37 protein-coding genes are annotated in these 24,843 nt (G+C 43.8%); all 37 read left to right on the top strand.

The window, feature by feature from the left end; genetic code table 11:
* Positions 1-36: 36 nt before the first annotated feature.
* The 37 genes from rpoC (at position 37) to ACMVP2_RS05100 (ending at position 24,809) form a co-directional block, all read left to right on the top strand.
* Complete coding sequence (rpoC, locus tag ACMVP2_RS05280; protein WP_151997935.1) at positions 37-4,359, top strand: DNA-directed RNA polymerase subunit beta'; 4,323 nt, start codon at positions 37-39, stop codon at positions 4,357-4,359.
* 6 nt (positions 4,360-4,365) lie between these two features.
* Positions 4,366-4,695 carry a DUF3467 domain-containing protein gene (locus ACMVP2_RS05275; protein ID WP_151997936.1) on the top strand — a complete coding sequence of 110 codons (330 nt, stop codon included), beginning with the start codon at positions 4,366-4,368 and terminating at the stop codon, positions 4,693-4,695.
* 94 nt (positions 4,696-4,789) lie between these two features.
* A complete protein-coding gene (gene rpsL / locus ACMVP2_RS05270) occupies positions 4,790-5,167 on the top strand; it encodes a 30S ribosomal protein S12 (protein WP_151997937.1) in 378 nt (125 codons plus the stop codon).
* Between the two features lie 9 nt (positions 5,168-5,176).
* A complete protein-coding gene (gene rpsG / locus ACMVP2_RS05265; protein ID WP_151997938.1) occupies positions 5,177-5,644 on the top strand; it encodes a 30S ribosomal protein S7 in 468 nt (155 codons plus the stop codon).
* Between the two features lie 13 nt (positions 5,645-5,657).
* Entirely contained in the window at positions 5,658-7,766 is a 2,109-nt protein-coding gene (fusA, locus tag ACMVP2_RS05260) for an elongation factor G (RefSeq protein WP_339787090.1), read from the top strand.
* A 7-nt stretch (positions 7,767-7,773) separates the two neighbouring features.
* The gene (gene rpsJ / locus ACMVP2_RS05255; protein ID WP_151997940.1) at positions 7,774-8,079 is read left to right on the top strand and encodes a 30S ribosomal protein S10; all 306 of its coding nucleotides are present in this window, start codon (positions 7,774-7,776) and stop codon (positions 8,077-8,079) included.
* 183 nt (positions 8,080-8,262) lie between these two features.
* Positions 8,263-8,895 (top strand): 50S ribosomal protein L3, encoded by a 633-nt coding sequence (rplC, locus tag ACMVP2_RS05250; protein ID WP_339787086.1) that lies wholly within the window; start codon positions 8,263-8,265, stop codon positions 8,893-8,895.
* Between the two features lies 1 nt (position 8,896).
* A complete protein-coding gene (gene rplD / locus ACMVP2_RS05245; RefSeq protein WP_151997942.1) occupies positions 8,897-9,523 on the top strand; it encodes a 50S ribosomal protein L4 in 627 nt (208 codons plus the stop codon).
* 5 nt (positions 9,524-9,528) lie between these two features.
* Positions 9,529-9,816 (top strand): 50S ribosomal protein L23, encoded by a 288-nt coding sequence (gene rplW / locus ACMVP2_RS05240; RefSeq protein ID WP_339787084.1) that lies wholly within the window; start codon positions 9,529-9,531, stop codon positions 9,814-9,816.
* 12 nt (positions 9,817-9,828) lie between these two features.
* Positions 9,829-10,653, top strand: a complete 825-nt coding sequence (gene rplB / locus ACMVP2_RS05235; RefSeq protein WP_317487967.1) for a 50S ribosomal protein L2 — start codon at positions 9,829-9,831, stop codon at positions 10,651-10,653.
* Between the two features lie 3 nt (positions 10,654-10,656).
* Positions 10,657-10,935, top strand: a complete 279-nt coding sequence (gene rpsS / locus ACMVP2_RS05230; RefSeq protein WP_151997945.1) for a 30S ribosomal protein S19 — start codon at positions 10,657-10,659, stop codon at positions 10,933-10,935.
* Positions 10,936-10,939: 4 nt separating this feature from the next.
* Entirely contained in the window at positions 10,940-11,332 is a 393-nt protein-coding gene (gene rplV / locus ACMVP2_RS05225) for a 50S ribosomal protein L22 (protein ID WP_339787081.1), read from the top strand.
* Positions 11,333-11,337: 5 nt separating this feature from the next.
* Positions 11,338-12,105, top strand: a complete 768-nt coding sequence (rpsC, locus tag ACMVP2_RS05220; protein WP_151997947.1) for a 30S ribosomal protein S3 — start codon at positions 11,338-11,340, stop codon at positions 12,103-12,105.
* Positions 12,106-12,127: 22 nt separating this feature from the next.
* Positions 12,128-12,553 (top strand): 50S ribosomal protein L16, encoded by a 426-nt coding sequence (gene rplP, locus ACMVP2_RS05215; protein WP_151997948.1) that lies wholly within the window; start codon positions 12,128-12,130, stop codon positions 12,551-12,553.
* Positions 12,550-12,744: a 50S ribosomal protein L29 gene (gene rpmC / locus ACMVP2_RS05210; protein ID WP_151997949.1), complete on the top strand. Its 195-nt coding sequence runs from the start codon at positions 12,550-12,552 to the stop codon at positions 12,742-12,744. Before rplP ends, rpmC begins: the two co-directional genes overlap by 4 nt.
* Before the next feature lie 7 nt (positions 12,745-12,751).
* Positions 12,752-13,009, top strand: coding sequence for a 30S ribosomal protein S17 (gene rpsQ / locus ACMVP2_RS05205; protein WP_317487965.1), 258 nt, complete (start codon positions 12,752-12,754; stop codon positions 13,007-13,009).
* A gap of 1 nt (position 13,010) precedes the next feature.
* Positions 13,011-13,379 (top strand): 50S ribosomal protein L14, encoded by a 369-nt coding sequence (gene rplN, locus ACMVP2_RS05200; protein ID WP_151997951.1) that lies wholly within the window; start codon positions 13,011-13,013, stop codon positions 13,377-13,379.
* Between the two features lie 3 nt (positions 13,380-13,382).
* Positions 13,383-13,727: a 50S ribosomal protein L24 gene (rplX, locus tag ACMVP2_RS05195; RefSeq protein ID WP_317487964.1), complete on the top strand. Its 345-nt coding sequence runs from the start codon at positions 13,383-13,385 to the stop codon at positions 13,725-13,727.
* A complete protein-coding gene (gene rplE, locus ACMVP2_RS05190; RefSeq protein WP_151997953.1) occupies positions 13,720-14,274 on the top strand; it encodes a 50S ribosomal protein L5 in 555 nt (184 codons plus the stop codon). The genes rplX and rplE overlap by 8 nt, the downstream gene beginning before the upstream one ends.
* Position 14,275: 1 nt before the next feature.
* The gene (rpsN, locus tag ACMVP2_RS05185; protein ID WP_151997954.1) at positions 14,276-14,545 is read left to right on the top strand and encodes a 30S ribosomal protein S14; all 270 of its coding nucleotides are present in this window, start codon (positions 14,276-14,278) and stop codon (positions 14,543-14,545) included.
* Positions 14,546-14,629: 84 nt separating this feature from the next.
* Complete coding sequence (gene rpsH / locus ACMVP2_RS05180; protein WP_151997955.1) at positions 14,630-15,028, top strand: 30S ribosomal protein S8; 399 nt, start codon at positions 14,630-14,632, stop codon at positions 15,026-15,028.
* 12 nt (positions 15,029-15,040) lie between these two features.
* Positions 15,041-15,595 (top strand): 50S ribosomal protein L6, encoded by a 555-nt coding sequence (gene rplF, locus ACMVP2_RS05175; RefSeq protein WP_339787074.1) that lies wholly within the window; start codon positions 15,041-15,043, stop codon positions 15,593-15,595.
* 5 nt (positions 15,596-15,600) lie between these two features.
* Positions 15,601-15,951 carry a 50S ribosomal protein L18 gene (gene rplR, locus ACMVP2_RS05170; RefSeq protein WP_151997957.1) on the top strand — a complete coding sequence of 117 codons (351 nt, stop codon included), beginning with the start codon at positions 15,601-15,603 and terminating at the stop codon, positions 15,949-15,951.
* Between the two features lie 6 nt (positions 15,952-15,957).
* The gene (gene rpsE / locus ACMVP2_RS05165) at positions 15,958-16,476 is read left to right on the top strand and encodes a 30S ribosomal protein S5 (RefSeq protein ID WP_151997958.1); all 519 of its coding nucleotides are present in this window, start codon (positions 15,958-15,960) and stop codon (positions 16,474-16,476) included.
* A 5-nt stretch (positions 16,477-16,481) separates the two neighbouring features.
* Positions 16,482-16,661 carry a 50S ribosomal protein L30 gene (gene rpmD, locus ACMVP2_RS05160; protein ID WP_151997959.1) on the top strand — a complete coding sequence of 60 codons (180 nt, stop codon included), beginning with the start codon at positions 16,482-16,484 and terminating at the stop codon, positions 16,659-16,661.
* A gap of 4 nt (positions 16,662-16,665) precedes the next feature.
* Positions 16,666-17,112 carry a 50S ribosomal protein L15 gene (gene rplO / locus ACMVP2_RS05155; RefSeq protein ID WP_339787072.1) on the top strand — a complete coding sequence of 149 codons (447 nt, stop codon included), beginning with the start codon at positions 16,666-16,668 and terminating at the stop codon, positions 17,110-17,112.
* A gap of 4 nt (positions 17,113-17,116) precedes the next feature.
* Positions 17,117-18,436 (top strand): preprotein translocase subunit SecY, encoded by a 1,320-nt coding sequence (gene secY, locus ACMVP2_RS05150; RefSeq protein ID WP_339787070.1) that lies wholly within the window; start codon positions 17,117-17,119, stop codon positions 18,434-18,436.
* An 8-nt stretch (positions 18,437-18,444) separates the two neighbouring features.
* The gene (gene infA, locus ACMVP2_RS05145; protein WP_151997962.1) at positions 18,445-18,663 is read left to right on the top strand and encodes a translation initiation factor IF-1; all 219 of its coding nucleotides are present in this window, start codon (positions 18,445-18,447) and stop codon (positions 18,661-18,663) included.
* Positions 18,664-18,669: 6 nt separating this feature from the next.
* Complete coding sequence (gene rpmJ, locus ACMVP2_RS05140) at positions 18,670-18,786, top strand: 50S ribosomal protein L36 (RefSeq protein WP_151997963.1); 117 nt, start codon at positions 18,670-18,672, stop codon at positions 18,784-18,786.
* Between the two features lie 2 nt (positions 18,787-18,788).
* The gene (gene rpsM, locus ACMVP2_RS05135; RefSeq protein WP_151997964.1) at positions 18,789-19,166 is read left to right on the top strand and encodes a 30S ribosomal protein S13; all 378 of its coding nucleotides are present in this window, start codon (positions 18,789-18,791) and stop codon (positions 19,164-19,166) included.
* Between the two features lie 12 nt (positions 19,167-19,178).
* The gene (rpsK, locus tag ACMVP2_RS05130) at positions 19,179-19,571 is read left to right on the top strand and encodes a 30S ribosomal protein S11 (RefSeq protein WP_151997965.1); all 393 of its coding nucleotides are present in this window, start codon (positions 19,179-19,181) and stop codon (positions 19,569-19,571) included.
* Positions 19,572-19,590: 19 nt separating this feature from the next.
* Positions 19,591-20,196: a 30S ribosomal protein S4 gene (rpsD, locus tag ACMVP2_RS05125; protein WP_151997966.1), complete on the top strand. Its 606-nt coding sequence runs from the start codon at positions 19,591-19,593 to the stop codon at positions 20,194-20,196.
* 28 nt (positions 20,197-20,224) lie between these two features.
* Entirely contained in the window at positions 20,225-21,217 is a 993-nt protein-coding gene (locus tag ACMVP2_RS05120; RefSeq protein ID WP_317487960.1) for a DNA-directed RNA polymerase subunit alpha, read from the top strand.
* A gap of 6 nt (positions 21,218-21,223) precedes the next feature.
* On the top strand, positions 21,224-21,829 hold the full coding sequence (gene rplQ / locus ACMVP2_RS05115) for a 50S ribosomal protein L17 (RefSeq protein WP_339787061.1): 606 nt from the start codon (positions 21,224-21,226) through the stop codon (positions 21,827-21,829).
* Between the two features lie 199 nt (positions 21,830-22,028).
* A complete protein-coding gene (gene carA / locus ACMVP2_RS05110; protein ID WP_339787058.1) occupies positions 22,029-23,126 on the top strand; it encodes a glutamine-hydrolyzing carbamoyl-phosphate synthase small subunit in 1,098 nt (365 codons plus the stop codon).
* A 7-nt stretch (positions 23,127-23,133) separates the two neighbouring features.
* Positions 23,134-24,414, top strand: coding sequence for a phosphopyruvate hydratase (gene eno, locus ACMVP2_RS05105; RefSeq protein WP_151997970.1), 1,281 nt, complete (start codon positions 23,134-23,136; stop codon positions 24,412-24,414).
* 89 nt (positions 24,415-24,503) lie between these two features.
* Positions 24,504-24,809: an FtsB family cell division protein gene (locus tag ACMVP2_RS05100; RefSeq protein ID WP_151997971.1), complete on the top strand. Its 306-nt coding sequence runs from the start codon at positions 24,504-24,506 to the stop codon at positions 24,807-24,809.
* The last annotated feature ends 34 nt before the right edge of the window (positions 24,810-24,843 follow it).

Raw genomic sequence — 24,843 nt, 5'->3', positions numbered from 1 at the left:
GGGGCTTAGGCCCCTCAACCATATATAAATAACATTATGGCGTTCAGAAAAAATAAGAAAATTACAAGCGACTTCTCTAAGGTTACTATTAGTTTGGCGTCTCCTGAATCTATTCTGGAGAGCTCTCATGGTGAGGTTACACAACCCGAAACCATCAACTATAGAACCTATAAGCCTGAAATGGGTGGTCTTTTCTGCGAAAGAATTTTCGGACCTGTAAAAGACTGGGAATGTCACTGTGGTAAATATAAAAGAATACGTTATAAAGGGATTATCTGTGACCGTTGTGGTGTAGAGGTGACAGAGAAGAAAGTACGCCGTGAGCGCATGGGCCATATCGAACTGGTAGTGCCTGTTGCTCATATCTGGTATTTCCGCTCTCTTCCAAATAAGATCGGTTATCTTCTTGGTCTTCCGACCAAAAAGCTGGACCAGATCATCTACTACGAGAGATATGTAGTTATTCAGCCAGGCTTGAAAGCTGAGGATGGTATCAACTACCTTGACTTCCTTACAGAAGACGAATACCTCGATATTCTCGACAAAATTCCTAGAGAGAACCAAAGTCTTGACGATTCTGATCCTAATAAGTTCATCGCTAAGATGGGTGCGGAAGGATTGGAAATGCTTCTTTCAAGAATTGAGCTTGATTCACTTTCATACGATCTTCGCCACCAGGCATCAACCGATACTTCTCAGCAGCGCAAGGCGGAAGCCTTAAAAAGGCTGAAAGTGGTTGAAGCATTCAGAGATGCTCGTACTCGTATTGAAAACCGCCCAGAGTGGATGGTGATCCGTATGGTGCCAGTTATTCCACCTGAATTGCGTCCTTTGGTTCCATTGGATGGTGGTAGATTCGCTACTTCTGACTTGAACGACTTGTACAGAAGGGTAATCATCAGAAACAATCGTCTGAAGAGACTTATTGATATCAAAGCACCGGAAGTAATCCTTCGTAACGAGAAGAGAATGCTTCAGGAAGCGGTTGACTCATTATTTGACAACTCAAGAAAAGTGAACGCTGTGCGTTCGGATGGTAACAGAGCTTTGAAATCACTTTCAGACATGCTGAAAGGAAAGCAGGGCCGTTTCCGTCAAAACCTTCTTGGTAAAAGGGTTGACTACTCAGGTCGTTCAGTAATTGTGGTAGGGCCGGAGCTGAAAATGCATGAGTGCGGCCTGCCAAAGGATATGGCTGCTGAGCTTTTCAAACCGTTTATTATCAGGAAGCTGATTGAAAGAGGTATTGTAAAGACCGTTAAGTCTGCCAAGAAAATCGTTGACCGTAAGGATCCGGTTGTTTGGGATATTCTTGAAAACGTATTGAAAGGACACCCTGTGCTCCTTAACCGTGCTCCAACGCTGCACAGGTTAGGTATCCAGGCGTTCCAGCCTAAGTTGATAGAAGGAAAAGCGATTCAGCTTCACCCGCTGGTTTGTACCGCCTTCAACGCTGACTTTGACGGTGACCAAATGGCCGTTCACGTGCCGCTTGGCCACGAAGCAATTCTTGAGGCGTCAACGCTGATGCTTGCTTCTCACAATATTATGAACCCTGCCAACGGTGCTCCTATTGCGGTGCCTTCTCAGGACATGGTATTGGGTCTGTACTACATCACCAAAGGCCGGAAGTCTACTAAGGATCATCCTGTAATGGGAGAAGGTAGAACCTTCTATAATGCCGAAGAAGTTATCATCGCTATAAATGAGGAGAGACTTTCGAAGCATGCCTATATCAAAGTGAGAACAAAAGTTCTTAACGAGAACAATGAGCTTGAAACCAAGGTCATCGAAACAGTAGCTGGAAGGGTTATTTTTAACCAGAACGTTCCTGAGGAAGTGGGCTATGTGGATGAGCTTCTGACCAAGAAGAAACTACAGTTGATTATCGGTACCGTGTTCAAAATCACTGGTATGGCTAGAACTGCCAAGTTCCTTGATGATATCAAAGAGCTTGGATTTAAGTCTGCTTATATCGGTGGTCTGTCTATCGGTTTGAATGATATTAAGATTCCTGAGGAGAAGGAAACGATGATCGAAACTGCGAAAGCAGAAGTAGACGTGGTTTGGAATAACTACCTGATGGGTCTTATCACAGATAACGAACGTTACAACCAGGTAATTGACATCTGGACTCGTATCAACTCTCAGTTGACCGGCACACTGCTTAAGCAACTGGAAGAGGACGATCAGGGATTCAACTCGATCTACATGATGATGCACTCCGGTGCTCGTGGATCTCGTGAGCAGATTCGTCAGCTGGGTGGTATGCGTGGTTTGATGGCTAAGCCTCAAAAGAACCTTCAGGGTTCTGTTGGTGAAATCATCGAAAACCCGATCCTTTCTAACTTTAAGGAAGGTCTGGACGTAATCGAGTACTTTATCTCTACCCACGGTGCCCGTAAGGGTCTTGCCGATACTGCCCTTAAAACGGCTGATGCGGGCTACCTTACCCGTCGTCTGGTGGACGTGGCGCAGGACGTCGTGATCAACGAAGACGACTGTGGCACACTGAGAGGTATCGTTGTTACCGCCTTGAAGGATAACGAAGACGTAGTGGAGCCTTTATCTGAGAGAATTCTTGGTAGGGTGACAGTACATGATGTGTTTGATCCGATCACTGATGAACTTATCGTGTCAGCAGGTGATGAAGTAACTGAGGAGTTGGCAGCCAGAATTGATGCTACGAGCATTGAAGAAGTAGAAATTCGCTCAGTGCTTACTTGTGAGACCCGCCTGGGAGCTTGTGCGAAGTGTTACGGTCGTAACCTTGCCTCTGGCCGCATGGTAGAGATAGGGGAGGCTGTTGGCGTAATCGCCGCTCAGTCGATTGGTGAGCCTGGTACTCAGTTGACACTTCGTACCTTCCACGTGGGTGGTACAGCGTCCAACATTGCTGTGGATGCCAGCATAAGGGCTAAGTTTGACGGTATCGTTGAATTCGAAGGGCTACGGTCAGTGAAAACTACCAATGATGAAGGAGAAAGCATCAATGTGGTGATGGGCCGTTCCGGTGAGATGAAAATAAAGGATCCGAAAACCGATAAAATATTTATCAGTAACCACGTTCCTTATGGCGCATTCCTGAAGGTGAAAGACGGTGAGAAGATAGAAAAAGGTCAGGAGCTTTGTTTCTGGGATCCTTATAATGCCGTAATTCTTTCAGAATTCGATGGTACTATCGATTTCGATGCAATTGAAGAAGGCATTACTTTCAAAGAGGAGTCTGATGAGCAAACAGGTCACAGAGAGAAAGTAATTATTGATACAAAGGATAAGACGAAGAACCCTGCCATTGTTGTCAATGGAAAGGGAGACGAGTCGAAAGGTTATAACATTCCGGTAGGCGCTCACTTGGCGGTTGAAAAAGGCCAGAAGGTGAAAGCCGGACAGATCCTGTCTAAGATACCTCGTATGACTTCTAAGTCAAGAGATATCACCGGTGGTCTGCCAAGGGTAACAGAATTGTTCGAAGCACGTAACCCTTCCAACCCGGCTGTGGTGAGTGAGATCGACGGTGTGGTAACTTATGGAGGCATCAAGCGTGGTAACCGTGAAATCTACATTGAGTCTAAGGACGGAGTGAAGAAGCGCTACCTGGTTTCACTTTCCAAGCACATCCTTGTTCAGGACAACGACTTTGTGAGGGCTGGTGATGCCTTGTCTGATGGTGCCATTACACCTGCAGATATTCTTTCTATCAAAGGACCTACAGCTGTTCAGGAGTATCTTGTAAACGAAATACAGGAAGTATATCGTCTGCAGGGTGTGAAGATCAACGATAAGCATATTGAGGCCATAGTGAGCCAAATGATGCAGAAAGTTGTGATTCTGGATCCGGGAGACACTAGTTTCCTACCTGGACAAACCTGCGACAAGTTTGCTTTCCGTGAGGAGAACGATAATATTCTTGATAAGAAAGTAGTGATGGACGCTGGTGATTCGGAGAATCTTAAGCCAGGCCAAATCATTTCTTCTCGCAGGCTGAGAGATGAGAATTCCAGCCTGAAGAGACGTGACCTTAAGATCGTCGAGGTGCGTAGCGCTGAACCTGCTGTTTCCAAGCCATCGCTTCAAGGGATTACCCAGGCGTCGTTGGATACGGAAAGCTTCATATCAGCTGCATCGTTCCAGGAGACTACCAAGGTATTGAGCGAAGCCTCTATCCGAGGCAAGGCCGATCACCTGAAGGGGCTTAAGGAAAACGTAATCGTAGGCCATCTGATTCCAGCTGGTACAGGAAGGCGTAATTTCCAAAGGGACGTTGTTGGTTCCAAGGAAGAATACGAGGCGCTGACCGCAAGGGATAGAGACAGAGAGCAACAAACTGAGGAAAGATCTTTCGAGGTCAGCAAGTAAGTAGTTATGGCAAAAGAAGAAAAGGACCCTAAAAAGAATCCTAATCAGATTAACATAGAGCTTTCGGAAGAGATTGCTGAAGGCGTTTATGCTAACCTAGCCATGATTGCTCACTCAAACAGTGAATTCGTTATTGATTTTATAAGACTGATGCCTGGTGTACCAAAGGCAAAGGTTAAATCGAGAATTGTCATTACTCCAGAGCATGCCAGGCGTCTCCTGGCTGCTTTGGAGGAAAATGTCCGAAAATACGAAGATACCTTTGGCACAATTAAAACAACCAATGAGTTACCCAAGTTTCCAATGAATTTTGGAGGCACAGTTGGTGAAGCATAGTTGAATAATTATTCGCCATCAATTCTTTGCACTAAAAATTATAAATCCATATCTTTGCGTTCCATTTTTTGGAACACAGAAAAATACAGTCTAAATGCCCACTATACAGCAATTAGTAAGAAAAGGTAGAACGGCCGTGACATGGAAATCCAAGTCACCTGCTCTTGATTCATGTCCTCAGAGAAGGGGCGTGTGCACAAGGGTTTACACTACCACTCCTAAAAAGCCAAACTCTGCCATGCGTAAAGTAGCCAGGGTTCGTCTTACCAACAGTAAGGAAGTGAACGCCTACATACCTGGTGAAGGTCACAACCTTCAGGAGCACTCAATTGTGCTTATCAGAGGTGGTAGAGTAAAAGACCTTCCTGGTGTAAGGTATCACATCGTTAGAGGTGCCCTTGATACCGCTGGAGTAACAGGAAGACTTCAGAGTCGTTCTAAGTATGGTGCTAAGAGACCTAAAAAGAAATAATTAATCGCAATGAGAAAGGCAAAACCTAAGAAAAGATACATCCTCCCTGACCCTAAGTTTGGGGATACTTTGGTAACCAAATTTGTGAATAATTTAATGCTTAGCGGGAAGAAAAGCGTTTCTTATTCCATTTTCTACGACGCCATTGAGGCTGTTAGTAAGAAGACAAGCGAAGATGGTCTTGAAGTGTGGAAAAAGGCGCTTAACAACGTAACCCCTGCTGTTGAAGTAAAAAGCCGCCGTGTAGGTGGTGCTACTTTTCAGGTTCCTTTGGAGGTACGTCCCGAGAGAAAGGTTTCTTTGGGAATCAAATGGCTGATCAAATACGCCAGAACTCGTGGTGAAAAAACAATGACTGATAAATTGGCCGGCGAAATCATCGCTGCTTCCAAAGGCGAAGGTGCTGCTGTGAAGAAAAAGGATGATACTCACCGTATGGCTGATGCAAATAAAGCTTTCTCCCACTTTAGATTTTAATTGAAAAGGCGTAATGGCAAGAGATCTTAGATTCACCCGTAACATTGGTATTGCTGCTCACATTGATGCTGGTAAAACAACAACAACAGAGCGTATACTCTTTTATACAGGTGTTAACCATAAAATAGGAGAAGTTCATGATGGTGCTGCCACTATGGACTGGATGGAGCAAGAGCAGGAGAGAGGTATCACTATCACTTCAGCTGCTACTACTGTTTTCTGGAAATATAAAGGAGACGATTATCACATTAACATTATAGATACCCCTGGCCACGTGGATTTCACAGTGGAAGTAAACAGGTCTTTGAGGGTATTGGACGGTTTGGTGTTTTTGTTTAGTGCGGTTGATGGTGTTGAGCCTCAGTCAGAAACTAACTGGCGCCTGGCTGACAACTACAAAGTTGCTCGTCTTGGATTCGTCAACAAAATGGATCGCTCAGGTGCCGACTTCCTTGCCGTTTGTAAGCAAGTGAAAGAAAGGTTGGGTACTAAAGCTGTTCCGCTTCAGTTGCCTATCGGGTCCGAGGAGAAATTCAAAGGTGTTGTCGACCTTGTTGAAAACATCGCTATGGTGTGGAACGAGGATGACTTCGGAATGACATTTAGCGAAGTGCCGATTCCTGAAGATATGAAGGATGAAGTGAAGGAGTACAGAGAGCATTTGCTTGAGGCAGTTGCTGAGTACGACGAATCTTTGTTAGAAAAATATTTTGAAGACCCTGAGTCTATTACAAGAGACGAAGTTGTAAAGGCGCTTAGAGCTGCCACTGTAGACTTGGCTTTTGTGCCAATGCTTTGCGGATCTGCTTTCAAGAACAAAGGCGTTCAGACAATGCTTAACTATGTGATGGAACTTCTTCCTTCACCGATGGATAGAGAAAGCATTAAAGGTATCAACCCCGATACTGATGCTGAGGTTTCAAGAAAGCCTTCTGTTTCAGAACCTTTTGCGGGCTTGGCGTTTAAAATTGCTACTGACCCCTTTGTAGGCCGTCTTTGTTTCGTAAGGTCTTACTCAGGCATGCTTGAGTCTGGTTCTTATGTTTACAATACAAGGTCAGGTAACAAAGAAAGGATATCCAGAATATTCCAGATGCACGCCAACAAGCAGAACCAAATCGAAAGGCTTCATGCTGGTGATATTGGAGCTGTAGTTGGGTTCAAAGATATTAAGACTGGTGACACACTTTGTGATGAAAAGCACAAGATAGTGCTTGAGTCTATGGTGTTCCCTGAGCCAGTTATCGGCTATGCCATTGAGCCTAAAACTCAGGCAGACGTTGATAAACTGGGAATGGCCATTGCCAAACTTATTGAGGAAGACCCAACCCTTCAGGTAAATACTGACGAGGAAACAGGTCAAACAATCCTTAGAGGTATGGGCGAGCTTCACCTTGAAATCATCATCGACCGTCTCAAGAGAGAATTTAAGGTTGAAATTAATCAGGGTGCTCCTCAGGTGGCTTACAAAGAAGCACTTAGATCCACAGTTGAGCACAAGGAGGTCTACAAGAAGCAGACTGGTGGTCGTGGTAAATTTGCCGACATCGTGTTTGAGCTTGGGCCAAAAGATGAAGATCACGCAGCTGACGGTCTACAGTTTGTAAATGCTATTGTGGGTGGTGTAATTCCAAGAGAATTCATCCCAGCCGTACAGAAAGGATTTGCGGACTCGATGAAGAATGGCCCGCTGGCTGGATACCCTATCGATACAATGAAAGTAAGGCTGTTCCATGGTTCATTCCACGATGTGGATTCGGATGCCCTTTCATTTGAAATGGCAGCAAGAATTGGTTTCAGAGAAGCGGCAAGAAAAGCTAAGCCAGTATTGCTTGAGCCGATAATGGCTGTTGAAGTAGTTACTCCGGATGAATACACAGGTCCTTTGACAGGTGACTTGAACAGAAGGAGAGGTATCATGAAAGGTATGGATACGAAAGGTACTTCGTCTGTAATCAAAGCAGATGTTCCTCTTTCGGAACTTTTCGGCTACGTAACTGATCTTCGTACAATGAGTTCAGGAAGAGCGACTGCCTCTTTGACATTCGCACATTATGATCAGGTGCCTCAGAATATAGCCGACGCCGTGATTACAAAAACTAAAGGTGCAGCTGCCAAATAAGAAAATCATGACACAGAAAATAAGAATCAAACTTAAGTCTTACGACCACAATTTAGTTGACAAGTCATCTGAAAAGATCGTAAGAGCCGTAAAGACGACAGGTGCTATAGTTAGCGGCCCAATTCCGTTGCCTACAGAGAAGGAAATCTTTACTGTGCTTCGTTCACCCCACGTGAACAAGAAGTCAAGAGAGCAGTTCCAGCTTTGTACTTACAAGCGCCTGGTAGATATTTATTCAAACAGTACAAAAACAGTAGACGCTTTGATGAAGCTTGAATTACCAAGCGGTGTCGACGTTGAAATTAAGGTCTGACCTTAAATAGTATTGTTTCGTAAAGAACCAATAATGATCAGAGTTATTGGTTCTTTTTTTGTGCATAGATATTTTAAAAATTTAGAGTTAACAGTTTTGTAGGACAGAGCAAATTACTATCTTTGCAGTCCTTTTTGGCGGATAAACGCCGAAAACGTTGATAAAGAACTTATAACCAATACGATGTCAGGAATTATTGGAAAAAAAATTGGAATGACTAGTATCTACGGTGCCGATGGACGTAACGTTGCATGCACGGTGATAGAGGCTGGTCCCTGCGTTGTTACCCAAGTGAAGAATGAGTCTACTGATGGCTACAAAGCTATCCAGTTGTCTTATGACGAGCGGAAGGATAAGAACACTCCTAAGGCCCTTAAAGGCCACTTTGCTAAGGCTAAAACTACTCCTAAAAAGAAGGTAGTTGAGTTTCGTGATTTCCGTGAGGAATTCGAAGGCCAGGTGAAGATAGGGGACAAGATCATGGTCGGCGAAGTATTCAAAGAAGCAGAGTTTCTTGATGCGATCGGAACATCAAAGGGAAAAGGCTTCCAGGGTGTTGTGAAGCGCCACGGTTTCGCTGGTGTTGGCGAGGCAACTCACGGTCAGCACAATAGACTTCGTGCTCCCGGTTCCATCGGTGCGTGTTCGTTCCCATCAAGAGTTTTCAAGGGCATCAGAATGGCCGGAAGAACAGGTGGCGACAGAGTGAAGGTGATTAACCTTCAGATCATGAAGATCATGCCGGAGAAGAATTTAATTGTAGTCAGTGGCTCCGTTCCAGGTGCTAAGAACTCATACGTAATCCTAGAGAAGTAACATGGAACTAGTTGTAAAAAAATATACCGGTGAAGACACCGGAAGGAAAGTTAGTCTCTCAGATGCTGTATTTGCAATCGAGCCTAATGACCATGCTATCTATTTAGATGTAAAGCAGTTTCTAGCAAATCAGAGACAGGGCACTCACAAGTCTAAAGAGCGTAACGAAGTTTCTGGCTCAACCAGGAAGATAAAGAAACAAAAGGGAACAGGTACTGCCCGGGCGGGTAGCATCAAATCGCCCGTCTTTGTTGGTGGTGGTCGTATATTCGGACCAAGACCCAGAACGTACGGATTTAAGCTAAACAAGAAAGTAAAAGCACTTGCCCGTAAGTCTGCATTGACTTATAAGGCCAAAGGCGAATCGATTTCTGTTATAGAAGATTTCACTTTCAGCGCTCCGAAAACAAAAGACTTCATAAAGATGCTTGAAGTTTTGGCGCTTGCTGATAAGAAGACCCTTGTGGTGTTGCCTGCAGTAGACAAAAACATTGTTTTGTCTGGCAGGAACCTGGAGAGATCAAAGGTCGCCCTTGCAGCTGACGTTACTACCTACGATCTGCTTCATGCTGATCACGTAGTGTTCGTTGAGAGCTCTATTCAAACAGTTGAAAACACTCTTAATTAAAGACCATGAGCGTATTAGTAAAACCCTTGGTTACTGAAAAGGTGTCTTCTATGAACGAGAAAGGCAAGTATGGCTTTGTTGTGAAGAAGGGTGCCAATAAGGTAGAGATAAAGAAGGAGATAGAGAAAATGTATGGTGTGAAGGTTGAAAATATCAACACCATGGTCTATCAGGGAAAGAGAAAAACCAGGTATACAAAGTCACGTGTGCTTGAAGGCAGAACTGATGCCTACAAGAAGGCCATTGTGACCGTTGCCGAAGGTGAAATAATTGATTTTTACGCAGGAATATAAAGGAACGGGAAAATGGCAGTAAAAAAATTAAGACCGATTACACCAGGCCAGCGTTTCAGAATGGCGCCTGACTATTCTATGATTACAACCAATGTGCCTGAGAAGTCATTGGTGGCAAGCAGAAAGAAAAGTGGTGGCAGAAACGCCGGAGGTCGCATGACTATGCGCTACTTAGGTGGTGGTCATAAGCAGAAGTACCGTATGATTGATTTCAAGCGTGACAAGCATGATATTCCTGCTACCGTAAAGTCAATCGAATACGATCCAAACAGAACGGCTTTCATAGCTTTGTTGGCTTACGCTGACGGCGAAAAAAGATACATCCTGGCACCTGAAGGTATTCAGGTAGGACAAACCTTGTTTTCAGGGGAGTCAGTAGCTCCGGAAGTAGGCAATGCGTTGCCAATGTCGAAAATTCCTCTTGGTACAATCATTCATGCTATCGAACTGAAGCCTGGTAAGGGCGCAGCTATGGCAAGAAGTGCTGGGGCTTACGGTCAACTATTGGCCCGTGAAGGAAAGTATGCCACTATCAAATTGCCCTCTGGTGAGATGAGAATGGTTTTGGCAGTCTGCATGGCAACAGTCGGAACTGCATCTAACGGCGAACACATGAACGTCGTGCTTGGTAAGGCTGGCCGTAACAGATGGTTGGGAAGACGCCCAAGAGTTCGTGGTGTTGTAATGAACCCTGTCGATCACCCGATGGGTGGTGGTGAAGGTAGAGCTTCTGGTGGTCATCCAAGATCTAGAAATGGTCTGTTGGCGAAAGGAAAGAAAACACGTCGCCCGAACAAGTATTCTGATAAGTTAATCATCTCTAATAAAAAGAAATAAGTAATGGCTAGATCTCTTAAGAAAGGCCCATATATAGATTTCAGACTGGAGAACAAGGTGGAAACCATGAACGAGGCTGGCAAGAAGTCGGTAATCAAAACATGGTCAAGAAGATCTATGATCTCACCGGATTTCGTTGGCCACACCTTTGCGGTTCACAACGGAAACAAGTTTATACCAGTGTATGTTACTGAAAACATGGTGGGTCACAAGCTAGGTGAATTTGCACCAACCAGGAATTTCAGGGGTCACATCGCCAAAAAAGATAAAGGTAAAAGATAAGGATATGGAAGCAGTAGCTAAGTTGAAGAACGTTCCTACCTCTCCACGAAAAATGAGATTGGTTGTTGATCTTATCAGAGGCGTACGTGTAAATAAGGCTTTGACTATACTTAAGCATGAATCAAAGCATCCTGCTGCACGTTTGGAGAAACTGTTGTTGTCTGCTATTGCCAACTGGCAGCAGGGCAACGAAGATGCCAAACTTGAGGAAGCTGATTTGTATGTGAAGGCCATATCTGTTGATTCAGGTCGGATGTTGAAAAGACTGAGACCAGCACCACAGGGTAGAGCTCACAGGATAAGAAAGCGTTCAAACCACGTAACACTGGTTGTGGACAGCCTGGCACCTGCGGCAACAGCGCCTGAAACAAAAGCAACCGAAAACACAGAAAAGTAAAACGCATGGGACAGAAGGTAAACCCAGTCGGTTTTAGACTCGGAGTCATTAAAGGATGGGATTCAAGCTGGTTTGGAGGCAAAACTTTTGCTGACAAGTTGGTAGAAGACACCAAAATCAGAAAATACATAACTGCAAGGATTCCCAAGGGTGGAATCGCTAAGATAGTTATCGAGCGTACGCTTAAGCGGATAACGCTTACTATCCACACTGCTCGTCCTGGCGTTGTTATTGGAAAAGGTGGTTCTGAAGTCGACAAGATCAAAGAAGAGCTGAAGAAGATAACTGGAAAAGATATCCAGATAAATATATTCGAAATTAAAAGACCAGAGCTTGATTCACTTCTGGTAGGTGAGTCAATTGCTCAACAGTTGCAGGCTCGTATTTCTTACAGAAGAGCCATGAAGCAAGCGATTGCTTCTGCAATGAGAGTGGGAGCTCAGGGAATTAAAATAAAGGTATCAGGACGTTTGGGCGGTGCTGAAATGGCACGTACTGAAATGTACAAGGAGGGTAGAATTCCTCTGCACACACTTCGTGCTGATATTGACTACGCAATTTCTGAAGCGCAGACTGTTTACGGTAAGATTGGTATCAAGGTTTGGATATTCAAAGGTGAGGTGTTTGGTAAAAGAGACCTTTCCCCTAACGTAGGAATAACAAACGACGCCAACAGTGGTAACTCTGGTGGAGGCCCTGGCAACAGACGTGATGGAGGTGGTAGAAGAAGAGGTGGACCCGGCGACGGCGCTCCTAAACGTAAAAGAAAATAATAACTAGTTAATTAGCTGACAAATGTTACAGCCTAAAAGAACTAAATTCAGGAAGCAACAAAAAGGAAGAGTAAAAGGTATTGCCCAAAGGGGTCATACACTTTCTTTCGGAACTTTTGGATTGAAGTCATTGGAATCTGGTTTTATTACCTCACGCCAGATTGAAGCATCGAGGATCGCCGTTACAAGGGCAATGAAAAGGGAGGGTCAGGTTTGGATCCGCATATTCCCTGACAAGCCTATTACCAAAAAGCCCGCAGAAGTACGTATGGGTAAAGGTAAAGGTGCGCCTGAGTACTGGGTGGCCATCGTAAAGCCGGGAACTATTATGTTCGAAGCTGGTGGTGTGCCCATCGAAACAGCTAAAGAAGCGCTAAGATTAGCGGCTCAGAAGCTTCCTATAAAAACTAAATTTATTGTCAGAAGAGATTACGCTGCAATACAATGAAAAATTCAGAGCTAAAGTCGCTTTCTGTAGAGGAGCTAAACGCACGACTCGCAGCAGAGAAAGAGAGCCTTCAAAAGTTGAAGTTCGCCCATGCTGTTACTCCTGTTGAAAATCCGATGAGGATCCGCCACAACCGTAGAGTTGTTGCCAGGATTCAAACCGAGCTACACTCAAGAGAGCTATCAAAATAATTGGAGTATGGAGACCAGAAATCTACGTAAAGAGAAAACAGGAAAGGTTGTTAGTGATAAGATGAATAAGTCTATCACGGTGGCAGTTTCTCGTAAGGTGAAGCACCCTATCTATGGAAAGTTCATAGGTAAAACAACCAAGTTTTTGGCACACGATGAGAAAGATGAGTGTGGCATTGGTGATACTGTACGCATAGCAGAAACGAGACCTATGAGTAAAAGGAAGCGTTGGAGATTGGTAGAAATTATCGAAAGAGCAAAATAAGATGATACAGCAGGAATCCAGGTTATCTGTTGCAGATAATAGCGGTGCCAAAGAGGTACTTTGTATACGTGTGCTAGGTGGAACGGGTAAGCGTTACGCTTCAATCGGAGATAAGATTGTAGTGAGCGTTAAGTCTTCTATTTCTTCAAGCAGTTTGAAGAAAGGTACTGTTTCCAAGGCCGTCATTGTACGCACCAAGAAGGAAATCAGAAGAAAAGATGGTTCATACATCAGATTTGAAGATAACGCAGCTGTGTTATTGACGGGTAATGACGAACCAAGAGGAACTCGTATTTTCGGACCTGTTGCCAGAGAGCTTCGTGAAAAACAATTCATGAAAATCGTTTCATTGGCGCCTGAAGTACTATAACATATGAAAACTAATTCAAAGCCTAATAAGCTTCATGTCCGCAAGGGTGACACTGTAAAAGTGATCGCCGGCAACAGTAGAGGAAAAACTGGCAAGGTGCTGGAAGTAGTACCTGGCGATAGCAAGGCCTTTATTGAAGGATGTAATATTATTACGAAGCACGTAAAGCCTTCTGCTCAGAACCCAAATGGCGGGATCGAAAAGAAAGAGGCTCCTATTCATTTGAGCAACCTGATGGTGGTGGATCCGTCAACAGGCAATGCAACGAGAGTTGGGAGAAAAGAAGACAAGAACGGCAAACTTCAAAGATACGCAAAGAAAACTGGGGAGGTAATTAACAATGGCTAGTCCTAGATTAAAAACGAAGTACCAGGAGGAGATCATGAAAGCCTTGATGGAGAAATTCCAGTACAAGTCTATCATGCAGGTTCCTAAACTGACCAAAATCACAGTTAACAAGGGTATTGGCGCAGCTGTAGCTGACAAGAAACTTGTGGATGTGGGAGTTGAAGAACTTACTACTATCACTGGTCAGAAGGCAGTTCCTACCAAAGCCAAAACATCTATATCTAACTTCAAATTGCGTGAAGGGATGCCAATCGGGGCGAGAGTAACGCTTCGTGGTGATAAGATGTATGAGTTTCTTGATCGTTTGATGTCAATTGCCCTTCCAAGGGTTCGTGACTTCAAAGGTATCAAGGACAGTGGGTTCGACGGCAGAGGGAACTACACATTAGGGGTGAAAGAGCAGATCATTTTCCCTGAAATCAGTATTGACAAAATCAACAAGATATCTGGTATGGATATCACGTTTGTTACTACTGCAAATAGTGATGAGGAGAGTTATGAATTGCTGAAGGCATTTGGAATGCCATTCGCATCAAAAAATAAATAACATGGCTAAAGAATCAGTTAAAGCACGGGAGAGAAAAAGAGAGCATTTGGTAGCAAAGTATGCTGCTAAAAGAAAGGCACTTAAAGAAGCAGGTGATTACATCGGCCTGGATAAGTTGCCCAAGAACGCTTCTCCGGTACGTCTTCACAACCGTTGTAAATTGACGGGGCGTCCGAAAGGATATATGAGGAAGTTTGGTATTTCTCGTGTAACATTTCGTGAGATGGCTTCTGATGGTAAAATACCAGGCGTGACCAAGTCAAGCTGGTAATTATTTGCCCAAGGCATATTGTTAAGAAAGAAAATAATTTATACCTTTGCAGCCCTGTTAAAAAGGGCTTAATTATTTTACTGTATGGTTACAGATCCTATAGCAGATTATCTAACACGAGTTAGAAATGCAATAAAAGCAAATCACAGAATCGTTGAGGTTCCTGCTTCTAACATCAAGAAGGAGATCACCAAGGTTCTAATGGATAAGGGATATATCCAGAACTTCAAGTTCGTTGAAGATGATAAGCAAGGTGTTATCAAGATAGCGTTGAAATACAACGCTGTTACGAAGAAAAACGCCATTTTATCTCTTGAGAGAATAAGTAAGCCTGGTTTGCGTAAGTATGCTCACGTTGAAAAAATTCCTCGTGTTCTTAATGGCTTGGGTGTAGCTATCATTTCAACCTCAAGAGGTGTAATGACAGACAAAGAGGCCAGGACACAGAATATTGGTGGAGAAGTACTTTGTTACGTTTATTAAGATATTGATGTCATGTCAAGAATAGGAAAGAAACCAGTAACTGTACCTGCCGGAGTAACCATCTCAATAGATAAAACTATTGTTACGGTTAAAGGACCCAAAGGCCAGTTAACACAAGATATAGATCCTGACATCCAGGTTAAATTGGAGGGATCAGAATTGGTTGTTGAAAGACCAACTGAACAAAAGCGTCATAAAGCTATGCACGGTTTGTACAGGTCTTTGATCGCTAATATGGTTGAGGGAGTAAGTAATGGTTACAAAGCGGAACTTGAGCTGGTAGGTGTAGGTTACAAAGCCTCACATCAGGGAAACGTTCTTGAATTAAACCTTGGCTACTCTCACAATATATTTTTGGCTCTGCCTGATGAAGTTAAGTTGAACACTGAAACTCCAAAAGGTAAGAATCCAACGATAAGTCTAGAAAGTATCGATAAACAGCTTATTGGACAAGTTGCTGCCAAGATCAGATCACTAAGAAAAGTAGAGCCTTACAAAGGTAAAGGTGTTCGCTTTGTTGGAGAGCAAGTTCGTAGAAAAGCTGGTAAAACTGCTGCTAAAAAATAATTAAGATGGCCACCAGTAAAGGAGACAGAAGATTAAGAATAAAAAGAGGAATCCGTAACAAGATTAGCGGAACTTCTGACAGACCCAGGCTTTCGGTTTTCAAAAGCAACAAGGGAATATATGCTCAACTAATTGACGATTTGAGTGGTCACACACTCGCAGCATCTTCTTCGGAAGATGTGGGTCAGAAGGGAAAGATCAACAATGATGTTTCTAAATTGGTTGGGAAGAAAATTGCTGAAAAGGCTAAGGAAAGTGGCTTGGCAACTTGTGTTTTTGATCGTGGTGGTTACCCATACCACGGGCGTGTAAAAGCACTTGCTGAAGGAGCCAGAGAAGGTGGTCTTAAATTCTAATTGAACATGACACAGTCAAACGTAAAATCGGTAAAAGCGTCCGAAATAGATCTTAAAGAACGAGTAGTTGCCATTAACAGGGTAGCGAAAGTAGTGAAGGGTGGACGTCGTTTTAGCTTTTCAGCTATCGTAGTAGTAGGTGATGGCAATGGAGTAGTAGGCTACGGATTGGGTAAAGCCAATGAAGTAACCGATGCAATCACTAAAGGTATCGACGATGCTAAAAAGAACCTTGTTAAGGTTCCGATATTGAAAGGAACGCTTCCACACGAATCGAACGGTAAGTTCAGCGGCGGCAGGGTTTTGATTAAGCCAGCTGCACCTGGTACAGGTGTAATTGCCGGTGGTGCGATGCGTGCGGTATTGGAGAGTGCAGGCGTTCACGATTGTTTGGCTAAGTCAAAAGGCTCGTCAAACCCACACAACGTGGTAAAAGCAACTTTTGACGCTCTGACAAAAATGCGTGATGCGTTCACCGTGGCTGACCAAAGAGGTGTCGAACTAGAAAAAGTTTACAAAGGATAATTCTGATGGCAAAAGTTCAGATTACACAGATAAGAAGCACAATAGGTCGTCCTGCAGTTCAAAAGGCGACAATTAAGGCTTTGGGCCTTGCAAAAATAAATCGTTCTGTAGAAAAGGAACTTACTCCTCAAATCGCAGGAATGATTGCTAAGGTTACTCATTTAGTTGAAGTTAAAGCTCTTTAAGATTATGGACTTAAGTACACTAAAACCTGCAAAGGGGTCTACCCAGAGTAGAAAGAGAATAGGAAGAGGTCAGGGCTCAGGAATGGGCGGTACTTCCACTCGTGGTCACAAAGGTGCTCAATCCAGGTCTGGCTATAGCAAGAAAAAAGGATTTGAGGGTGGTCAAATGCCACTTCAGCGCCGTGTGCCAAAATTTGGTTTCAAGAATAGAAACAAGATTGTTTCAAAACCAATCAATCTTGACGTGCTTCAGACGCTTGTAGACACCTACAAAGTAAAAGAGGTGACTCTTGACACGCTTATTGAGCATGGATTGGCTTCTAAGAACGATACTGTTAAGGTATTGGGCAGAGGTGAGTTGAAAGCAAAAGTAGATGTATCTGCAAGTTCTTTTTCAAAAGTTGCTCAGGAAGCAATTGAAAAGGCAGGTGGTAAGGTAACCGTACTTTAATAGAATGAAGCGATTTATTAGCACCATAAGGAATATCTTTAGCATAGAGGATCTCCGTATTCGAATTTTGAACACGGTTGGATTTCTGCTGATCTTTAGATTGGGATCTTATATAGTTCTTCCAGGTATCGATCCATCTAAACTTGCTGGCGAAGCCCAGGGGATATTTGGTCTGCTTGATACTTTCTTAGGTGGTGCCTTCAGTAATGCCTCCATATTTGGGTTGGGCATTATGCCATACATTTCAGCTTCTATCGTATTACAGCTGTTGACTGTGGCTGTCCCTTATTTCCAGAGACTGCAAAAGGAAGGTGATAGCGGCAGAAAGAAGATTAATCAGTATACAAGAGTATTGACCATATTTATTACGCTGGCTCAGGGAATCGGGTATTTAACTGCCACTATCCCTGCAGAAGCTATTGTGATGGCCAACAGGACGTTCTTTACAGGTAGCTCAATTGTAATTCTTACAGCCGGCACCATTTTCTGTATGTGGTTAGGTGAGAAAATTACTGATAAGGGTATCGGTAATGGAATTTCAATGCTTATCATGATAGGCATCGTGTCGAGGTTCCCCGCAGCAATCATTGCTGAATCTCTGTCGAGAGGCATGAGTCAGGGGCTTATCCTTGTGCTTGAGATTGTTGCATTGTTCTTTGTAGTAATGGCGGTTGTTATGTTGACACAGGCCGTTAGAAGAATACCAGTGCAGTATGCGAAGCAGGTAGTGGGTAATAAGGTATATGGCGGTCAGCGTCAGTACATTCCACTAAAAGTGAATGCAGCTGGTGTAATGCCGATCATTTTCGCTCAGTCGCTTATGTTCCTCCCCGCACTTATTGCAAGTATTTGGGCCGACAGTAGTGATATTGCTCAATACATAGGGACTACGTTTTCGGACTTTCAGTCGTGGCAATACAATGCATTGTTTGCATCGTTAATTATAATTTTCACCTTCTTTTATACAGCCATTACCATCAACCCTAATCAGATTGGTGATGATATGAAGAGAAACGGAGGTTTTATACCAGGCATTAAGCCAGGAAAGGCAACTTCTGAATTTATAGATGGAGTGCTTACAAGAATTACGCTGCCAGGATCTTTGTTCCTTGCATTGGTGGCTATCATGCCGGCATTTGCGAGTATGGCAGGCGTCACACGTGAGTTTTCACAGTTCTATGGGGGAACGTCGCTGTTGATCATGGTGGGGGTTATTTTAGATACTTTACAGCAAATAGAAAGCTACCTTCTTATGAGACACTATGAAGGTATGATGAAGTCGGGTAGATTAAAAGGCAGATCTCAAAACGTAGCTGTAGCGTAATTTATAATATGGCGAAACAATCATCTATAGAACAGGACGGTACGATAGTAGAAGCACTATCCAATGCGATGTTCAGAGTGGAGTTAGAGAATGGGCACCAGGTAGTAGCCCACATTTCAGGTAAAATGAGGATGAATTACATCAAGATTTTGCCAGGCGATAAAGTGAAAATGGAAATGTCGCCCTATGATTTGACAAAAGGGAGAATAGTATACAGATATAAATAAGTAGTCATGAAAGTAAAGGCATCTGTAAAGAAACGTAGCGTAGACTGCAAGATAATCCGCCGTAATGGTAAGGTGTACGTTATCAATAAGAAGAATCCAAGGTTTAAACAAAGACAAGGTTAATTATGGCTCGTATAGCTGGAGTTGATATTCCCGATAATAAAAGAGGAGAGATAGGTTTGACCTACATCTTCGGAATTGGTCGTAGAACGGCTCAGAAAATACTTGCTGAGGCTGGGATCAACTGGGACAAAAAAGTGTCGGAGTGGACCGAGGAGGAAGCGAACGCAGTTCGTTTGATCATCACTGAGAATATTAAGGTTGAGGGTGTACTGAAATCTGAAATTCAACTGAGCATCAAGCGTTTACTTGATATTGGATGTTACAGAGGACTACGTCACAGAAAAGGGTTACCTGTTAGAGGTCAGCGTACCAAAAACAATAGCCGTACTAGAAAAGGTAAGAGGAAAACAGTGGCTAACAAGAAGAAGGCTACTAAATAATAACTTTTAGCAATGGCTCAGAAGAGAAAAGACAAGGCGAAAAAGCGTGTTGTAGCTGTTGAAGCAGTTGGGCAAGCACATATAAGGGCTTCATTCAACAACATCATCATTGCGATGACCAATAATAACGGACAAGTTATTTCTTGGGCTTCAGCAGGTAAGATGGGCTTCAGGGGTTCGAAGAAGAACACTCCATACGCAGCACAAGTAGCAGCACAAGACTGTGCAGCTAAGGCATATGATCAAGGACTCCGCAAGGTGGAGGTATTTGTGAAAGGCCCTGGATCAGGCAGAGAGTCTGCTATCAGGACTATTCAAAATGCTGGCATCGAAGTCACTGTGATTAAAGATGTGACCCCGCTTCCTCACAACGGATGTCGCCCGCCTAAAAGACGTAGAGTTTAATTAAAGACTGTAGAAAGAAATGGCAAGATATACTGGTCCAAAAACCAAGATTTCGAGAAAATTTGGAGAGCCCGTTTTGGGTGGTGGCAAAGCCCTTCAGAAGAAGGCTTATCCTCCGGGACAGCACGGCAGAAGCCGTCGTCGTAAGCAGTCTGAATATGCGATCCAGCTATTGGAAAAGCAGAAGGCTAAGTACCTCTACGGATTGTTGGAGAGACAATTTGCTAAGACATTCAATACTGCTCAACGCAAGGATGGCATCACTGGTGAGAACCTGTTGAAGCTTCTTGAAAGCAGGCTGGACAACACTGTTTACCGTTTGGGTATTGCTCCAACAAGAAGAGGAGCACGTCAGTTAGTCCTTCACAAGCATATCACTGTAAATGGTGAAGTAGTAAATATCCCAAGTTATTCTCTTTCAGCTGGAGATACTGTAGGCGTTCGTGAAAAATCTAAGTCGTTATTGGCTATCACGGAGAGTCTTGCAGCACGTTCTTCCAATAAATTTGGCTGGCTAGAGTGGGACGGTTCACAAATGACTGGTAAGTTTATTCAAGCTCCATCGAGAGATGAAGTTCCTGAAAACATCAAGGAGCAGCTTATCGTCGAATTGTATTCAAAATAATTTTATCAATTAAACACTTTCTATTGCTATGTCAATACTAGCATTTCAAATGCCCGAGAAAGTGGTTATGGAAAAGGCCGATGATTTTCATGGGCTTTTCACCTTTAAACCGCTCGAGAAAGGATACGGAGTTACCATTGGTAACGCACTGAGAAGAATACTTCTTTCCTCTCTTGAAGGCTATGCAATTACAGCAATAAAAATACCAGGTGTTTTGCATGAATTCTCTACAATTGAGGGAGTTATGGAAGACGTAACAGAAATCATTCTGAACCTCAAAATGGTTAGGTTCAAGAAGATTGCTGACATGGTAGACAATAAAGTCACTGTCTCTATTTCGAAGCAAGCTAAGTTTACAGCTGGCGACATCGGCAAGTTCACTTCTTCATTTGAAGTATTGAACCCTGAGTTGGTTATCTGTAACCTTGATCAGAGTGCACAATTCGAGATAGAAGTTACAATCGAAAAGGGTAGAGGCTACGTGGCCGCTGATGAGAATAAACCTTCTGGCGATCAGGTTTTCGGATACATTCCGATTGACTCTGTTTTTACTCCTATTAAGAACGTAAAATATAGCGTAGAGAATACCAGGGTTGAGCAAAAGACTGACTATGAGCAGTTGATTCTTGACATAGAAACTGACGGTTCTATTCACCCTGAGGCAGCTCTTAAGGGAGCAGCAAACATACTTATCCAACATTTCATGTTGTTTTCTGACCAGAGCATGGTGCTTGAAACAGCCGATGCTAAGGAGCCAGATGCTGTTGATGAGGAGCTTCTTCACATGCGCAAGCTTTTGAAGACAGCACTGAACGACCTGGATCTTTCTGTTAGAGCTTACAACTGTCTGAAGGCTGCTGATGTTAAGTCATTGGGAGACCTTGTAAGACTTGAAATTTCTGACATGATGAAATTCAGAAACTTCGGTAAGAAGTCGCTTGCTGAGTTGGAACAACTTGTACAGGAGAAAGGGCTTACTTTCGGTATGGACCTGGGTAAGTACAAATTAGAGGAGGATTAATTTATCATGAGACACGGTAAAAAAATAAATCACTTAGGTAGGACAGCAAGCCATAGAAAGGCGCTCCTTTCTAACATGGCGTCTTCGCTGATACTTCATAAGCGCATAACAACTACTGTAGCTAAGGCTAAAGCACTTAGAAAGTATGTTGAGCCATTGATCACCAAGACAAAAGACGATTCTACTCACAACAGAAGAATTGTTTTCTCTTATCTGCAAAACAAGTATTCTGTACAGGAGCTGTTTGGCCCTGTGGCTGAAAAAACTGCGAGCCGCCCAGGTGGCTACACAAGGATTATCCGTTTGGGTAGCAGACTTGGTGACAACGCAGAAATCTGTATGATGGAGCTTGTTGACTTCAATGAATTGCTGATTGGAGAAGCAACTGCGAAGCCTAAGGCTAAGAGAACACGTCGTAGCAAGGCTGCTGCTGGTGCTGATGATGCTAAATCGTCTGCTACAGATGCAGTAGTTGTGGAGGAGGCTCCGGTAGCCGAAGCGGCTGTTGAAGAAGTTGCTGCTGAAACTACTGAAGATGCGGCTGCGGAAGCACCTGAAGAAGGTACTGATGAGACTAGCGCTGACGACTCAGCTGAAGAGGAGAAGAAATAATCAGAAAATAGAATATTTCAATTGAAAGGGTTGGCTTTTGTCAACCCTTTTTTGTTTTGAAGCGGTGGGTCTTAGAAAATTCTTTCTATTTTTGTGCCTGCTTATTCGCCTCTATTCTCAAGCTGGCTAATTAGTTTTGAATGCTGGTAGGCTTTCAAATATATCACATTAGTTATATAAAGGTAAACGCTGCATACTCATGAAATATACACCGAATCCACGTGCTGTTTTACTTCTGGAAGATGGAACCTTGTACGAAGGCGATGCCATCGGTAAAATTGGAACGAGCGGAGGAGAGATTTGCTTTAACACTGGCATGACCGGCTATCAGGAGATTTATACTGATCCGTCATACTTCGGCCAGATTGTAGTGAACACAACGTCTCACATCGGTAATTATGGAGTGAATGCGGATGAGCAGGAGTCGGCGACACCTAAAATCAGCGGAGTTGTGGTGAATGAGTTTTCGAAGTTGTTTAGCCGCAAAACGGCTGATTCGAGCCTCAACGACTATTTTATCAAACACAACACAGTCGGTATTTCTGGGCTTGATAGCCGGAGCCTCGTAAGGCACATAAGGAGCAAAGGAGCCATGAACGCAATTATCTCTTCCGAGATTTTTGACAAAGCGGAATTGATGGCTAAGCTTAAGCAGGTGCCGTCAATGGACAAGCTTGAGCTGTCTTCTAAAGTGACCACAAAGGAGGCATATACCTACGGTGACGAAAACAACAAAATGAAAGTGGCGGTGCTTGATCTTGGTATTAAGCAATCGATTCTCAAGAACATGGCAGCCCGAGGCATATATTGTAAAGTGTTTCCGGCGCAAACCACCTTCAAAGAAATGGAGGCATGGAAGCCAACAGGGTACTTCATTTCAAACGGCCCTGGCGACCCTTCAGTGATGGACTACGCTGTTACCACAGTAAAAGAAATTCTTGCAGCGGACAAACCGTTGTTCGGTATATGTCTTGGTCATCAGATTTTAGCGCTTGCTTGTGGTATCAGCACCTTTAAGATGCACCATGGCCACAGAGGGCTCAATCACCCGGTGAAGAACCTGGTGTCAGGGAAAAGCGAGATTACGTCGCAAAACCATGGGTTTGCAGTGAGTATGGATGCTCTCAAAAGCGCTGATGCGGTTGAGTTAACGCATATTCATCTGAACGACAGCTCGGTGGCTGGCATGAGATTGAAAGGCAAGAAAGTATTTTCCGTGCAGTACCATCCGGAAGCTTCTCCGGGGCCGCACGATTCCAGGTATTTATTTGATCAGTTCGTTGAACATCTAAACTAAAAACATAATGAGTTTAATTGAAGGAATTCACGCAAGGCAGATTCTTGACTCCAGGGGCAATCCTACCATTGAGGTAGATGTCTACACTGAAAATGGAATTATGGGCAGAGCGGCCGTGCCCTCTGGTGCTTCTACAGGCACACACGAAGCTGTTGAGCTTAGAGACGGTGATAAGTCGAAATACCTTGGAAAAGGTGTGCTTAAGGCTGTTGAAAACGTGAACGAGAAAATAGCCGGCGAACTGATTGGTCTTAGTGTTTTCGACCAGAAGCTTATCGATAAGATAATGATTGAGCTTGATGGCACGCCGAACAAAGGCAAACTTGGTGCTAACGCCATTCTTGGTGTTTCTCTGGCAGTCGCTAAGGCAGCAGCACAAGAGTCAGGACAGTCTCTGTTCAGATACCTTGGCGGACCTAACGCAAGCACGTTGCCTGTGCCAATGATGAACATCATCAATGGTGGTTCTCACTCAGATGCGCCCATCGCATTTCAGGAATTTATGATTCGTCCTGTAGGTGCCCCTACTTATAGCGATGCGCTGAGAATGGGTGCTGAGATTTTCCATGCCCTTAAGAAGATTCTTCACGACAAAGGATTGAGCACTGCCGTAGGAGACGAAGGTGGGTTTGCTCCCAACCTTTCAGGGGGAACAGAAGAAGGTCTTGCTGATATTTTGAAAGCAATTGAGAAGGCAGGATACAAAGCTGGAAAAGACGTAATGATTGCGTTTGACTGCGCTGCTTCTGAGTTTTACGAAGACGGCAAATACAACTACAAGAAATTTGAAGGAGACACTGGCAAGGTAAGAACAACCGCCGAGCAGGTTGAATACCTGGCAGAGCTTGTAGAGAAATATCCTGTTGACAGCATAGAAGACGGTTGTGCTGAAAACGACTGGGAAGGCTGGAGACTTTTGACCGAGAAAATCGGACACAAGTGCCAGATAGTTGGTGACGACCTTTTGGTGACCAACGTGAAGTTCCTTGAAAGAGCGATCAACGAGAAGTGTGGCAACTCCATTCTTATCAAAGTAAACCAAATCGGTTCTTTGACCGAGACGCTTGCTGCTATTGAAATGGCACACAAAGCTGGCTGGACGGCTGTTATTTCTCACCGCTCAGGTGAAACGGAAGATGCTACCATCGCTGATATTGCCGTGGCTACCAATGCCGGGCAGATCAAGACTGGTTCTCTTTCACGTTCCGACAGGATGGCTAAGTACAATCAGTTGCTTAGAATCGAAGAGGAATTGGGAGAAACAGCTTATTTTCCTGTTAAAAAATAATTAAGACCATTACGTAAAATCCCGGCTGTCGTGCGCTTCGCATGTTGCCGGGATTTTTTTATTTTTGGGAAATAGACTACATTTCCAGTATGATTTCGAGGTTTTTCAAGAATCTGCCCCCCTACACGAGGAACTTCTATTTCCTCTTCACCTTCTTTTTCCTTATCTGGATGCTTTTCCTGGACTCCAACGATGTTTTTACGCAACTGCGCCTAAGCCGGAAGTTGAGTGATCTGGAGGCTCAGAAGGAGTATTATCTGGAGAAAATTGAAGAAGTAAGGCAAGACCGGCACGAGCTACTTAGCGATAGCGACCTGCTCGAGAAGTTTGCCAGAGAGCGCTACATGATGAAAAAGCCCACCGAGGACTTATACATCATAGTGGCGGAAGAGTAGACAGATGTTATTACGAAATACAACGTTGTTTACC

Source organism: Imperialibacter sp. (genome assembly GCF_048007035.1).
GTDB lineage: Bacteria > Bacteroidota > Bacteroidia > Cytophagales > Cyclobacteriaceae > Imperialibacter.
The sequence above is the reverse complement of the archived record's forward strand: the minus strand, read 5'-3'. Positions and strand labels throughout refer to the sequence as shown.

Coding starts and splice junctions, on each gene's coding strand:
- rpoC (WP_151997935.1), top strand. CDS start 37: ATGGCGTTCAGAAAAAATAAGAAAATTACAAGCGACTTCTCTAAGGTT.
- ACMVP2_RS05275 (WP_151997936.1), top strand. CDS start 4,366: ATGGCAAAAGAAGAAAAGGACCCTAAAAAGAATCCTAATCAGATTAAC.
- rpsL (WP_151997937.1), top strand. CDS start 4,790: ATGCCCACTATACAGCAATTAGTAAGAAAAGGTAGAACGGCCGTGACA.
- rpsG (WP_151997938.1), top strand. CDS start 5,177: ATGAGAAAGGCAAAACCTAAGAAAAGATACATCCTCCCTGACCCTAAG.
- fusA (WP_339787090.1), top strand. CDS start 5,658: ATGGCAAGAGATCTTAGATTCACCCGTAACATTGGTATTGCTGCTCAC.
- rpsJ (WP_151997940.1), top strand. CDS start 7,774: ATGACACAGAAAATAAGAATCAAACTTAAGTCTTACGACCACAATTTA.
- rplC (WP_339787086.1), top strand. CDS start 8,263: ATGTCAGGAATTATTGGAAAAAAAATTGGAATGACTAGTATCTACGGT.
- rplD (WP_151997942.1), top strand. CDS start 8,897: ATGGAACTAGTTGTAAAAAAATATACCGGTGAAGACACCGGAAGGAAA.
- rplW (WP_339787084.1), top strand. CDS start 9,529: ATGAGCGTATTAGTAAAACCCTTGGTTACTGAAAAGGTGTCTTCTATG.
- rplB (WP_317487967.1), top strand. CDS start 9,829: ATGGCAGTAAAAAAATTAAGACCGATTACACCAGGCCAGCGTTTCAGA.
- rpsS (WP_151997945.1), top strand. CDS start 10,657: ATGGCTAGATCTCTTAAGAAAGGCCCATATATAGATTTCAGACTGGAG.
- rplV (WP_339787081.1), top strand. CDS start 10,940: ATGGAAGCAGTAGCTAAGTTGAAGAACGTTCCTACCTCTCCACGAAAA.
- rpsC (WP_151997947.1), top strand. CDS start 11,338: ATGGGACAGAAGGTAAACCCAGTCGGTTTTAGACTCGGAGTCATTAAA.
- rplP (WP_151997948.1), top strand. CDS start 12,128: ATGTTACAGCCTAAAAGAACTAAATTCAGGAAGCAACAAAAAGGAAGA.
- rpmC (WP_151997949.1), top strand. CDS start 12,550: ATGAAAAATTCAGAGCTAAAGTCGCTTTCTGTAGAGGAGCTAAACGCA.
- rpsQ (WP_317487965.1), top strand. CDS start 12,752: ATGGAGACCAGAAATCTACGTAAAGAGAAAACAGGAAAGGTTGTTAGT.
- rplN (WP_151997951.1), top strand. CDS start 13,011: ATGATACAGCAGGAATCCAGGTTATCTGTTGCAGATAATAGCGGTGCC.
- rplX (WP_317487964.1), top strand. CDS start 13,383: ATGAAAACTAATTCAAAGCCTAATAAGCTTCATGTCCGCAAGGGTGAC.
- rplE (WP_151997953.1), top strand. CDS start 13,720: ATGGCTAGTCCTAGATTAAAAACGAAGTACCAGGAGGAGATCATGAAA.
- rpsN (WP_151997954.1), top strand. CDS start 14,276: ATGGCTAAAGAATCAGTTAAAGCACGGGAGAGAAAAAGAGAGCATTTG.
- rpsH (WP_151997955.1), top strand. CDS start 14,630: ATGGTTACAGATCCTATAGCAGATTATCTAACACGAGTTAGAAATGCA.
- rplF (WP_339787074.1), top strand. CDS start 15,041: ATGTCAAGAATAGGAAAGAAACCAGTAACTGTACCTGCCGGAGTAACC.
- rplR (WP_151997957.1), top strand. CDS start 15,601: ATGGCCACCAGTAAAGGAGACAGAAGATTAAGAATAAAAAGAGGAATC.
- rpsE (WP_151997958.1), top strand. CDS start 15,958: ATGACACAGTCAAACGTAAAATCGGTAAAAGCGTCCGAAATAGATCTT.
- rpmD (WP_151997959.1), top strand. CDS start 16,482: ATGGCAAAAGTTCAGATTACACAGATAAGAAGCACAATAGGTCGTCCT.
- rplO (WP_339787072.1), top strand. CDS start 16,666: ATGGACTTAAGTACACTAAAACCTGCAAAGGGGTCTACCCAGAGTAGA.
- secY (WP_339787070.1), top strand. CDS start 17,117: ATGAAGCGATTTATTAGCACCATAAGGAATATCTTTAGCATAGAGGAT.
- infA (WP_151997962.1), top strand. CDS start 18,445: ATGGCGAAACAATCATCTATAGAACAGGACGGTACGATAGTAGAAGCA.
- rpmJ (WP_151997963.1), top strand. CDS start 18,670: ATGAAAGTAAAGGCATCTGTAAAGAAACGTAGCGTAGACTGCAAGATA.
- rpsM (WP_151997964.1), top strand. CDS start 18,789: ATGGCTCGTATAGCTGGAGTTGATATTCCCGATAATAAAAGAGGAGAG.
- rpsK (WP_151997965.1), top strand. CDS start 19,179: ATGGCTCAGAAGAGAAAAGACAAGGCGAAAAAGCGTGTTGTAGCTGTT.
- rpsD (WP_151997966.1), top strand. CDS start 19,591: ATGGCAAGATATACTGGTCCAAAAACCAAGATTTCGAGAAAATTTGGA.
- ACMVP2_RS05120 (WP_317487960.1), top strand. CDS start 20,225: ATGTCAATACTAGCATTTCAAATGCCCGAGAAAGTGGTTATGGAAAAG.
- rplQ (WP_339787061.1), top strand. CDS start 21,224: ATGAGACACGGTAAAAAAATAAATCACTTAGGTAGGACAGCAAGCCAT.
- carA (WP_339787058.1), top strand. CDS start 22,029: ATGAAATATACACCGAATCCACGTGCTGTTTTACTTCTGGAAGATGGA.
- eno (WP_151997970.1), top strand. CDS start 23,134: ATGAGTTTAATTGAAGGAATTCACGCAAGGCAGATTCTTGACTCCAGG.
- ACMVP2_RS05100 (WP_151997971.1), top strand. CDS start 24,504: ATGATTTCGAGGTTTTTCAAGAATCTGCCCCCCTACACGAGGAACTTC.